This is a genomic window from Luteitalea sp. (genome assembly GCF_044337415.1).
Taxonomy (GTDB): Bacteria; Acidobacteriota; Vicinamibacteria; order Vicinamibacterales; family Vicinamibacteraceae; genus Luteitalea.
This window is the reverse complement of record NZ_JBIINP010000159.1, coordinates 1-10,025: the sequence shown is the minus strand read 5'-3', so window position 1 is coordinate 10,025 and position 10,025 is coordinate 1. Positions and strand designations below refer to the sequence as shown.

At 70.4% G+C, this 10,025-nt stretch carries 12 protein-coding genes; 4 read left to right on the top strand and 8 right to left on the bottom strand.

What is annotated here, in order from left to right:
• Window positions 1-9 precede the first annotated feature (9 nt).
• Complete coding sequence (locus ACIRDX_RS17400; RefSeq protein ID WP_396626708.1) at window positions 10-2,193, bottom strand: TonB-dependent receptor plug domain-containing protein; 2,184 nt, start codon at window positions 2,191-2,193, stop codon at window positions 10-12.
• Between the two features lie 158 nt (window positions 2,194-2,351).
• On the opposite strand from ACIRDX_RS17400, the gene ACIRDX_RS17395 reads away from it, so the two are divergent.
• On the top strand, window positions 2,352-2,579 hold the full coding sequence (locus ACIRDX_RS17395) for a CopG family transcriptional regulator (protein WP_396626707.1): 228 nt from the start codon (window positions 2,352-2,354) through the stop codon (window positions 2,577-2,579).
• The gene (locus ACIRDX_RS17390) at window positions 2,579-3,019 is read left to right on the top strand and encodes a TA system VapC family ribonuclease toxin (RefSeq protein ID WP_396626706.1); all 441 of its coding nucleotides are present in this window, start codon (window positions 2,579-2,581) and stop codon (window positions 3,017-3,019) included. Before ACIRDX_RS17395 ends, ACIRDX_RS17390 begins: the two co-directional genes overlap by 1 nt.
• Window positions 3,020-3,084: 65 nt before the next feature.
• Here ACIRDX_RS17390 and ACIRDX_RS17385 read toward each other — a convergent pair whose 3' ends face one another.
• Window positions 3,085-4,071: an NAD(P)-dependent alcohol dehydrogenase gene (locus ACIRDX_RS17385; protein ID WP_396626709.1), complete on the bottom strand. Its 987-nt coding sequence runs from the start codon at window positions 4,069-4,071 to the stop codon at window positions 3,085-3,087.
• A gap of 387 nt (window positions 4,072-4,458) precedes the next feature.
• Here ACIRDX_RS17385 and ACIRDX_RS17380 point away from each other — a divergent pair, with 387 nt between their 5' ends.
• Both ACIRDX_RS17380 and ACIRDX_RS17375 read left to right on the top strand, forming a co-directional pair.
• Window positions 4,459-4,683, top strand: coding sequence for a NifU family protein (locus ACIRDX_RS17380; RefSeq protein WP_396626705.1), 225 nt, complete (start codon window positions 4,459-4,461; stop codon window positions 4,681-4,683).
• A gap of 1 nt (window position 4,684) precedes the next feature.
• Entirely contained in the window at window positions 4,685-5,809 is a 1,125-nt protein-coding gene (locus ACIRDX_RS17375) for a sigma-54 interaction domain-containing protein (protein WP_396626704.1), read from the top strand.
• A gap of 213 nt (window positions 5,810-6,022) precedes the next feature.
• Here the strand turns inward: ACIRDX_RS17375 and ACIRDX_RS17370 are convergent, their stop codons facing one another.
• The 6 genes from ACIRDX_RS17370 to ccoO all read right to left on the bottom strand — a co-directional run.
• Window positions 6,023-6,754 carry a sulfite exporter TauE/SafE family protein gene (locus tag ACIRDX_RS17370; RefSeq protein ID WP_396626703.1) on the bottom strand — a complete coding sequence of 244 codons (732 nt, stop codon included), beginning with the start codon at window positions 6,752-6,754 and terminating at the stop codon, window positions 6,023-6,025.
• Window positions 6,751-7,197 (bottom strand): FixH family protein, encoded by a 447-nt coding sequence (locus ACIRDX_RS17365; protein ID WP_396626702.1) that lies wholly within the window; start codon window positions 7,195-7,197, stop codon window positions 6,751-6,753. Before ACIRDX_RS17365 ends, ACIRDX_RS17370 begins: the two co-directional genes overlap by 4 nt.
• Before the next feature lie 60 nt (window positions 7,198-7,257).
• Complete coding sequence (gene ccoG / locus ACIRDX_RS17360; protein WP_396626701.1) at window positions 7,258-8,685, bottom strand: cytochrome c oxidase accessory protein CcoG; 1,428 nt, start codon at window positions 8,683-8,685, stop codon at window positions 7,258-7,260.
• A 7-nt stretch (window positions 8,686-8,692) separates the two neighbouring features.
• Complete coding sequence (locus ACIRDX_RS17355) at window positions 8,693-9,283, bottom strand: cbb3-type cytochrome c oxidase N-terminal domain-containing protein (RefSeq protein ID WP_396626700.1); 591 nt, start codon at window positions 9,281-9,283, stop codon at window positions 8,693-8,695.
• Window positions 9,280-9,489 carry a cbb3-type cytochrome c oxidase subunit 3 gene (locus ACIRDX_RS17350; protein ID WP_396626699.1) on the bottom strand — a complete coding sequence of 70 codons (210 nt, stop codon included), beginning with the start codon at window positions 9,487-9,489 and terminating at the stop codon, window positions 9,280-9,282. Before ACIRDX_RS17350 ends, ACIRDX_RS17355 begins: the two co-directional genes overlap by 4 nt.
• Window positions 9,489-10,025, bottom strand: a 537-nt coding sequence (gene ccoO / locus ACIRDX_RS17345) for a cytochrome-c oxidase, cbb3-type subunit II (RefSeq protein WP_396626698.1), incomplete at its 5' end; no start/stop codon positions are given. The genes ACIRDX_RS17350 and ccoO, both read right to left, overlap by 1 nt.

The window sequence follows — 10,025 nt, the reverse complement described above, 5'->3', positions numbered from 1 at the left end:
GCGGGATGCTCAGCGGCGACCGGCTCGCAGCGACACGCCGACCTGGACCGACGCGCCGGGCATCGGGTAGCCGGGGCGGTACGCGTACGTGGTGTCGAACAGGTTCTCGATGGCCACGAACAGGTCGGCGCGACTGCCCGTGCGCGGCAGGGTGAATGACGGGCGCGCGTTGACCACCGTGAAGCCATCCACGCGCGAGGGATTGGCACCGACGGCAGTCCGCGCACGCGCCAGCACGTGCATGCTCGACTGGTGCTGCACGTCCACGGCCACGTGGACGGGACCGAGCCGGCCGGTGACCGCCGCCACGATCGAGCGCTCAGGCAGGTACGGCAGCGACGGGATCGACGCGTCGAGCAGCGTGACGCCGAGGAACCCGCGCCAGCCGGCGCCGAGGTCCTGGTGCAGCGAGGCCTCCGCGCCACGCACGGTGTGCGCGCCGAGGTTGAGGAAGGTGGGGCGCGCGACGCGCGGCGGGAACGCGAACACGTAGCGCCGGGTGTAGTCGTCGCGGAACACGGCCGCGTCCACGCTCGTGCCGGGTCGCGGCGTGAGGGCCACGCCCACCTCGACGTGTTCCACCTCTTCCGCCTCGAGCTGCCGCCACGACTGGCCGAGCGGCGGGATCAGCTGCGACAGCACCACGACCTCCTGCCCCGGATAGGACACGCCTCGCGCGTAATTCACGCGTGCGGCCAGCAGCGTGCCGGCGCGCACGACAACGCCGGCATGCGGACTGGAGGCCGACGGCAGTTCCGAGTGGTCGTACAGCCGCACGCCCGCCGAGGGCTGGACCGACCACGTGCGCCCGAGCGGCACCACGCGATCGAGCGCGATGTGCGGCGCGACGATCGTCAGCGCGTCACCCTCGAATCTCGACGGTGGCACTGGCGCCACCGTGTCGAAGCGCACGTCGCCGTCGATGCGATCGACGTCCAGCCCGCCCGACACGTGCACGCCGCCCCACGCACGCACCTCCTCACGCCAACGCAGTCCCGACAGCGCGAATCGCGTCAACGTGTCGCCGTCGGGCGGGAGCTGGCCTCGCCAGTTGCCCTCCCCACTGTTGGTGTACGCCTGCACACTGCCGTTGGACCGGCTTCCCGCGTGCGCGACCGACAGCGTGGCGAGCGCCCCCGTGGTGCCGAAACGGCCGGCCATCGTCTCGGGCTGCCCGACCACGCCAGGGTCCGACGCGTCGTTGTCAGCCACGAGCATCGTCGCGGCCAGCGTCCATCCAGGCGCGAAGCGCCAGCCGGCGCGCGCGAAGGCGTTGGCGAGGCGTCCGTCGGCGCCAGGACGATGGCCGTCCGACCGCGCGAACCCCTGCGCCACCGCGACGTCCCACGCGCCGAATCGGCCGTTCAGTTCGGCCTGCTCCACGACCGTGCCGAAGCTGCCCGCGCTGGCCCGCATCGTGGCCGCCAGGCCCTCGCCTCGCGCGCGGCGCGTCGACAGATCGATCGCCGCGAAGGCATTGCCGAACGCCTGGGGCTGCGGCCCCTTGTGCACCTGCACCGCGTCGAGGCTGCTCACCGGCAGCAGGTCGAGCAGCGGATGTCCCCAGATGCCCATGTAGAAGGGCACGCCGTCGACGTAGGCCTTCAGTTCGCTTCCGGGACGGCTCATGCCGGTGCCCCGCACGAAGACCGCGCCACCGGACTCACCGCCGAACGCTCCCACGGGGTTGAATCGCGAGATGGTCACGCCAGGCGTCCTGCGCAGCGCGGATGCCAGGTCGACGGCGTTCAACTGCTCGATCTGCGCGTCGGTGACGATGGTGCTCGCCGCGCCGAACCTGTCGGCCGTGGTGGCGTCGACGACCGGCGGCGTGACAACCACCTGCTCGGTCCACGACTCGAGCGGCAGCGCAAGGCGCAACGGCGGCTCGCCAGCGGCCACGCGCACCTCCAGTGGCGCGAACCGGGCACGCTCGACGCGAAGCTGTACGGGCTGCGCCGCATCGACCCGCACTTCGAAGCGGCCGTCACCGTCAGTGGATGTCGCGCTCGCAGCGGCGGTATCGGATGTCGTGACCACGATGCGGGCGCCTGCGACCGGACGGCCCGAGGGATCGACGACGGTGCCGGCGAGCACCCAGGGCTGCGCGTGCAGCTTCACGCCGAGCGCCAGCACCAGCAGGCACATGAAGACCAACAGGCGTCGACACACGACGCACCAACGCTCGACCATCGGACTAGAGACTGCCATCGGGGAACACGCGGGCCGCGGGACGTCCAGGGCGCGCGTGCAGGCGATTCTACCTGCCAGACTCGATGTGGCCGGAACACAACCGAGGCGGACACCTGTGTCAATTGACATCTGATGCGTGATGCGAGATGGTGCCCCTGATGCGGACGACGCTCGACCTCGACGACGACCTGCTCGAGGCTGCCAAGGAGTTGGCGGCCGTGCGTGGCACCACGGCCGGGCGCGTGATCTCGGATCTGGTCCGGCAGGCGCTGGAGTCTCGCCCGCGGGTCGCCACGCGCAACGGCGTACCGCTGCTGCCTGCGCGTCCCGCCGGCAGCCGTCGTCCTTCGATGGCGCAGGTCAACGCGCTGCGCGACGAGGCCTGATGGCGCGCGTGGCGCTGCTCGACGTCAACGTCCTCGTCGCACTGCTGGACGGCGACCACCTGCACCACGATGCGGCGCACGACTGGTTCGCGGATGCCCGAGCACACGGCTGGGCCACCACACCCATCACGGAGAACGGCGCCATCCGCATCCTCTCCAACCCGGCGTACCACGCGGCGGCGCTGACGGCGACGGCCATGCGAGCGCATCTCACCCGTGTCTGCGCGGTGGACGGTCACCGGTTCTGGCCGTCGGACGTGAGCCTGCTGGACGACGTGCTGACTCCCCATGCGGCGGTGACACACCGGCAGCTCACCGACGTGTACCTGCTGGCACTGGCGGTCAAGCACGAGGGCTGCCTGGCGACCTTCGACGCCAGCATCCCGCTCTCGATCGTGAAGGGCGCCACGCGCAAGCACCTGCTCACGCTTGGTGGGTGAAGACACGCGCCAGTCGTCAACGGCGTGCTGAACACCGTGCCCGCCCAGGGGGGGCCGTCGCCTCGTCAGCCCGGGGGCATCACGACGACCACCTTGCCGCGCGCGCGCCCCTGCTCGAGGTAGCGGATGGCCTCGACGACCTGGCTGAAGGGCACCACGCGGTCGATCTGTGACCGCAGGGTCCCGTCGGCCAGGAGCGGCTGGAGGTACGCGAGGTCGCGTGCGTTGCCGCTCGCCACGAACGTGCCCATCGTGGACGACCCGACGAGCGACCGCACCGCCATCCCGGCCATGCGCGGCAGCGGGCCGAGCCACACCTGGGCGTGCGGCGTGCCCCCGCCGATGCCGATGTACCGACCGCGCTCGGTGAGCAACGCGCGCAGGGCGCCGAGTCCGTGATTGCTGACCGTGTCGAAGATCACGTCGTACCGATCGGGCAGGCGGGTCACGTCGGCGGCGGTGTAGTCGATGACGCGGTCGGCCCCGAGCGACTGGACCATGGCGACGTTGCGCGTGCTGCACACGCCGGTCACATGCGCGCCCAGGTGCTTGGCCAGTTGCACCGCGTACGTGCCCACGCCGCCGGATGCCCCGTTGATCAGCACGCGCTGGCCGCGTTGCACCTGCCCCTGATCGCGCAGGCCCTGCAACGCCGTGACTGCCGCCAGCGGCGCCGCCGCAGCGGCCTCGAAGGTGATCGTCGCCGGCTTGTGGACCACCGTCCCGTCGGCCGACACCACCACGTACTCGGCCAGGGCGCCACGACGCAGGCCGAACACCTCGTCGCCGACCGCAAAGCGGGTCACGCCGCTGCCGACTTCGGCCACCACGCCAGCGAAGTCGCTGCCCAGGCGAATCTCGGAGGGCTTGCGCAGGCCGCTGACCAGGCGCATCACGCGCGGCACGCCGCGCATGAAATGCCAGTCGGCCGGATTCACCGATGCGGCGCGTACGCGCACGAGCACCTGCCCGGGGCCCGGCGCGGGCCGGGCGATGCGCGCCAGTTGCAGCACCTCGGGACCGCCGTACTCGCAGGACACGAGCGCCGTCATCGGCGACGGTCCTGCCACCAACGGCCCCCGGTCGCACTCGTTCCCCGACCGCAGGTAGGCGACCACGAACGCGACGCCCAGCACACCCACGCCGCCCGCCATGCCCCAGCGGAGCAGCCGCACCAGGAGGCTGCGCCGGGCCCGCCTGCCCTTCTGGAAATGCGCCATGTCGTGTGTGGGACGGTCGCAGACGCCTCGAGGTTCAGTGTGCCCACACGCCGCCTGTGACGAGGCGTGCGGATGGCGACGCGCGGCCGTGGACGGCCACGCTCGATCCGTGCGGGCACCATGCCGTCGATTGCCGGATTTCCGGCGCGATTATCAGAATCCTCTGACAGACGCCGAAGAGTCGGCAGTGCTACCGTGGGCAATCGGAGAGGTTCCCCCATGCCCACACGCACGGCCGTCGAAGGCGTGCTCACGCGCGTCCGGCCCTATCTCGCTGCCGACGGCGGCGACATCCAGTTGGTGGACGTGGCGGGCGACGAGGTGCGTGTGCGCCTGCTGGGCGCGTGCGCCGACTGCCCCACCTCGCACATGACGCTCCATGTCGGCATCGAGCGTGCCCTGCGGCGCCTCGCGCCCGGCCTCCGCCTCGTCCAGGTGGCGTGACATGGCGGCGCCAGACCGCGTGCCGTTCTCCCTCGAGTCCATCGTGGTGGGGCGCAACCCGCGGATGCGGGCGATCTTCCGCTATCTGGCGCTCGTCGGGCCGGGCCAGGGCACGATGCTGGTCACCGGCGAGAGCGGCACGGGCAAGGAGGTGGTGGCCAACGCGCTGCACCTCCACAGTACGCGGCGCGACAAGCCCTTCGTCGCCGTCAGCTGCGCGCTGTTCTCCGAAAGCCTGATCGAGTCCGAGCTCTTCGGACACGAACGCGGCGCCTTCACCGGCGCCACCGGCAGCCGCGCCGGCCGCTTCGAGCGCGCCGACGGCGGCACGCTGTTCCTCGACGACATCGACGACGTGCCGCTGCCGATGCAGGTCAAGCTGCTGCGCGCGCTGCAGCAACGCACGATCGAGCGCCTCGGCGGCACCGGCCCGATCCCGGTCGACGTCCGCGTCGTCGCCGGCACCAAGCGCGACCTGCAGCAGATGGTGCGCGAGGGCCGGTTCCGCGAAGACCTCTACTACCGCCTGAACGTCCTCTCGGTGAGCCTGCCGCCCCTGCGCGAACGGCGCGAGGACATTCCGCTGCTGCTCACGCACTTCCTCGAGCGGTTCTTCGAGCGGCGTGGGGTGCCGCCCGCGCCGTTGTCCGATGGCGTGATGCGGGCCCTGATGGACTACGACTGGCCCGGCAACGTGCGCGAACTCGAGAACACCTGCGAGCGCATGGCCGAAAGCTGCACGTGTGGCCAGATCCGGATCGGCTGCCTGGGTGCCAGCATCCTCCTGCAGGACGGCGGACCGGACATCGTGAGCGACGCGCCCCGGCAGCCCGCGAGCCAGGGGTCCCCTCGCGCCGCCGCGTGGGACGACCTGGCGGGCGGTCCGCTCGACGCGCCGGCCCACCTGACCGATGACGCCCTCCTCCCTGCGCGGGTGGGTTCCACACCCCCCATGCCCCAGTTGGGCGGGCTGTCGCTCGACGAGTACCTCAGGCGCGTGGAGGCCGACTGCATCGCGTCGGCCCTCTCCGCCAGTGGCGGCAACAAGTCGCGCGCGGCGCGCCTGCTCGGCATCAAGCGCTCGACGCTGGGCGATCGCATCGTCCGCTGCGGCCTGGAGACGTAGGACCGATCGAGCCTGGTGTCCCACCCCACCGAGGTAGGCCGGGGGTCCCCACAGATTCAGAGGTAGGGCGGGGTGTCCTCACCCCGCCGTCAGTCCCGATGGCTCGCGGCGTCGGGACCGCTGCCGGCCAACGGCGCGATAGGGACATCGCGCCCTACCTGATTGACAGGAACACCACGCCCCTGACTGATGGCGACCACGCGCCCTGCCCCCTCAGTGGTGATGCGGCTGCGTGGCCACCGACTCGGTGGTCGCGGCGGGGGCATGCGCGCCGTGCGGCGTCGAGACGCCGCGCATGATCAGGATCACCCCGACGATGGCGAGGGCCACGGGCGCGGCGCGACGCATCGCGACGGGGACGCGCGTCGTCAGGGCCCCGCCAGCCATGCCGAGTGCCGCGAGCACGGGCGTCGTGCCGACGGCGAACGCGGCCATGAACAGCAGCGCCTGGCCGAACTGGCCGAAGCCGGCGGCGGCCGTGAGCGCGGCGTACAGCAAGCCACAGGGCAGCAACCCGTTCAGGGCGCCGAAGACCAGGGGGCCACGGATCCGGTGGGCGCGCATCCAGGTGCCGGCACGGCCGAGCGCCCCCGTGACGGCAGCCGCGAGCCGATGCGTCCCGAGCGTGGTGGAGACGAGTCGCGTGGCGGCGAGGCCCTGCAGGACGAGCGCCACGCCGGCAAGGATGGCCAGGGCACGGCCGAGGCCGAGGCGCGCCAGTGCGGCGCCGGCGAGCCCGGCGAGTGCGCCAAGCACGAGGTAGGTGCCGAGGCGACCGAGGTGATACAGCGCCGTATGCTCTGCCAGGCGCTGGGGCGGCACGTGCGGATGACTGCCGAGCCCCTGCGACCTCGGCGCCGCCAGCAGCACGAGCGGGCCACACATCGCCGCACAGTGCCCGCTGCCGACCAGCCCGAACGCCAGGCCCGCCAGGAGGGCCGTCATGGCACGCGGACGTCGCGCTGGACGAAGTAGTCGCGCCCGTCGGCCGACCACTGCAGCTTGACGCGCCAGTGCCCGCGAGCCAGGCCGCGCAGGGCAATGGCCTGGGAGCCGTCGGCCTCGGGCACGAGCGCCTCGGCGCGATCGGCGCGTGCGTCGGCCGGCCGGTACAGGTGGGCCGTCCCCCGGACGCGGCTGGCCATCGCGGCCGGGAACTGCAGCCGGAGCGTGTCGCCCTCGACCAGCGCGGACACGGCGCCTGCGAGCGCATCGCCATTGGCCACGGCCTGCATGTGCCGATCGTGGTCGAGCGCCTGCGCGTAGTAGTCGTCGCTCACCAGTTCCACGTCGCGCGTCATGGCGAAGGCCACGAACCCGACGGTGCTGAGGGCGAAGGCCGTATAGAACAGGGCGACGGCCACGCCCCAGTGGATCTGCAGTTTCATCGGTACCTCATGGCCAGGCTCCGAGAGCCAGCCGTCCCGGAGCGTCGAAGCCCCTGGTCACTACTGGTTCGGAATCCCCAGGAACGATGTCTCCACCATCTCGACGAGCTGCCCGCCCTGCGTGACCTCGATGCGCACCGGCGTGCTGGTGCCCTTCACGGCGGTGCTGGGCAGGCGCAGCAGCAGGCGGCTCTGGATGATGCCGTACGGGGCCATGTCGCCGATGGGGCCGAGCGGCGTGATGCTGCCGCCCGCCGGCTCCACCACCCGGTACTGCAGGGTGAACGGCGTGTTGGTGCGGTTGATCACCTGGACGTTGTAGAAGTTGCTGACGTCGCCGTTGTCGAGCGTCGTCTGCAAGGTGCCGGGCTGCCGCAGGATGAGCACGTCCATGGCCGGCCGCCTGGCAATCAGCGTGGCGGCGGTGGAGAACATGATGAGCCACACGACCGCATAGGCCTTGACGCGCCAGCTGAGCCGATTGGGCTGCTTCGTCCGTACCGCCTCCTCGGACGTGTACCGGATCAGGCCCGTCGGCTTGCTCACGCGTGCCATCACGTCGTCGCAGGCGTCGGCGCAGGCCGTGCAGGCCACGCACTCGAGCTGGATGCCGTTGCGGATGTCGATGCCCGTCGGGCACACCGTGACGCACTGCCCGCAGTCGATGCAGTCGCCCCTGGCGGCCTCCTGCGCGCCGCGCACCATCTTGCCGCGCGGCTCGCCGCGGCTGCGGTCGTAGGTGATCGTGATGGTGTTCTGGTCGACCAGCGCGCCCATCACGCGTCCGTACGGACAGGCGAGCGTGCAGGCCTGCTCGCGGAACCGGGCGAACACGGCGTAGAACACGAAGCTGAAGACCGTGATGGCGAACAGGCCGGCCAGGTGCTCCCGCGGCGGGTCGGTCACGATCTTCCACAGGGCGTCGAAGCTGATGATGTAGGACAGGAAGACGTTGGCGATGAGGAACGAGAGCCCGAAGAAGATGACGTGCTTCAGGCCCTTGCGCCACGCCGTGTCGAACGTGAGGGGCGCCTTGTCGCGGCGCACCTGCTGCTGCGCCGACCCCTCGATCAGCCACTCGATCTTGCGGAACAGCATCTCGAGGAAGATCGTCTGCGGGCACAGCCACCCGCACCAGATGCGACCCACCGCGGACGTCACCAGCGCGATGGTGAGGAACCCGGTGAGGACACACAACACCAGCAGGTAGAAGTCCTGCGGCCAGAACACGATGCCGAAGACGATGAACTTCCGCTCCAGGATGTTGAGCAGCAGGATGGGCTGCCCGTGCAGCTTCACCAGCGGCCCGAGGAACAGCAGGGCCAGCAGGACGTAGCTGACGTACGTCCGGGCGTTGTAGAAACGCCCGGACGGCTTTCGTGCATAGACCCACTTGCGCCGGCCGTCGGTGTGGACGCTGGCCAGTTCGTTGCGGAAAGTGTCGTGATCCTCGTCGAACCCGAGCGGCGCTGTGGATTGGGTAGTCATGGACGTGCTAGCTGCAGGGCTTCTCCCGCTCGGGATTGACGGCCCGCGGGTTTTCCGGGTTGGTCCCCTGCTTCGAGAGCACGTAGCTCACCACAAGCAGGAGCTGTTCGTCGGAGAGCGTCTTGCCGCTGCCGTACGGCAACATGCCGAGCGGCGGGAAGCCGGTGGCGACGTTCTTCACCATCTCGGCCGGCGTGCACCCGTGAATCCAGAGGTTGTCGGTCAGGTTGGGCCCGACCAGGCCTCCGAGATCCTTGCGGTGGCACGAGTGGCACAGGTTGTCGTTGCTCTCGAAGATCGCCTGGCCCTTCTGCAGGCTCGCCGGATCGGTGAGGGCGACGAGCGTGGCGCTCGGGCCTGCTGCCTTCGGCCGGTTCGCGGCGAGCCGGTTGGCCGCCTCGACCTCGGCAGTGTACTCGGCCACCATGCCCGGCTGCCCCCACATCGGCTTCGACAGCCCGTGGTAGTTGATGGCGTACACGATGCCGAACACGATGGTGAAGTAGAAGCCGTACAGCCACCAGCGCGGCAGCGCGTTGTCGAACTCGCGGATGCCGTCGTATTCGTGGTTGAGGAGTTCGTCCTTCTTGTCGCTCACAGCTTGGCTCCTCGCAGGGCGGTGCCGCGCGCCTCGGGCGCGGACGCATCATCGTCGAGCGGCAGGGCGGCGTACAGAGCCAGTTCGCGGCGATCGAGTCGCAGCGCCCACACCAGCATCACGACGAACACGGTCAGGAAGATGAGCAGGGAGAGGACGGGAAAGACCTCGATCCCCACGATCGTGCGCAGGACTTCCTTGTACATCAGCGGCCTCCCCCGTTGGGCAGCAGGGCCGCCTGGGTGGCGTCGGGCTTTGCCTTGGCATCGGTGCCGAGGCGCTGCAGGTAGGCGATGAGGGCGACGATCTCGCGATCGGCCGGCGTGTCCATGCCGGCGCCCTTCAGTCGCTCGGCGATCTGCGCGGCCTGCGCCTGCATGTCGGCGCGGGCCTTCTGGTCGTAGCCGTCCGGGTACGGGACGCCCAGCTTGCGCAGCGTGATGATCTTGCCCTCGATGTGCGTGTCATCGAGCTTGTTGGTGTACATCCACGGGTACCCCGGCATGATCGAACCCGGTGAGGTCGAGCGCGGGTTCTTCATGTGCAGGTAGTGCCACGAGTCGGGGTACTTGCCGCCGACGCGGTGCAGGTCGGGTCCGGTGCGCTTGGAGCCCCACAGGAACGGGTGGTCGTAGACGAACTCGCCCGGCTTGCTGTAGTCGCCGTAGCGCTCAGTCTCGGCGCGCATCGGGCGGATCATCTGCGAGTGGCAGCCGACGCAGCCCTCGCGAATGTACAGGTC

Coding starts and splice junctions, on each gene's coding strand:
- ACIRDX_RS17400 (WP_396626708.1), bottom strand. CDS start 2,193: ATGGTCGAGCGTTGGTGCGTCGTGTGTCGACGCCTGTTGGTCTTCATG.
- ACIRDX_RS17395 (WP_396626707.1), top strand. CDS start 2,352: ATGCGGACGACGCTCGACCTCGACGACGACCTGCTCGAGGCTGCCAAG.
- ACIRDX_RS17390 (WP_396626706.1), top strand. CDS start 2,579: ATGGCGCGCGTGGCGCTGCTCGACGTCAACGTCCTCGTCGCACTGCTG.
- ACIRDX_RS17385 (WP_396626709.1), bottom strand. CDS start 4,071: ATGACGGCGCTCGTGTCCTGCGAGTACGGCGGTCCCGAGGTGCTGCAA.
- ACIRDX_RS17380 (WP_396626705.1), top strand. CDS start 4,459: ATGCCCACACGCACGGCCGTCGAAGGCGTGCTCACGCGCGTCCGGCCC.
- ACIRDX_RS17375 (WP_396626704.1), top strand. CDS start 4,685: ATGGCGGCGCCAGACCGCGTGCCGTTCTCCCTCGAGTCCATCGTGGTG.
- ACIRDX_RS17370 (WP_396626703.1), bottom strand. CDS start 6,754: ATGACGGCCCTCCTGGCGGGCCTGGCGTTCGGGCTGGTCGGCAGCGGG.
- ACIRDX_RS17365 (WP_396626702.1), bottom strand. CDS start 7,197: ATGAAACTGCAGATCCACTGGGGCGTGGCCGTCGCCCTGTTCTATACG.
- ccoG (WP_396626701.1), bottom strand. CDS start 8,685: ATGACTACCCAATCCACAGCGCCGCTCGGGTTCGACGAGGATCACGAC.
- ACIRDX_RS17350 (WP_396626699.1), bottom strand. CDS start 9,489: ATGTACAAGGAAGTCCTGCGCACGATCGTGGGGATCGAGGTCTTTCCC.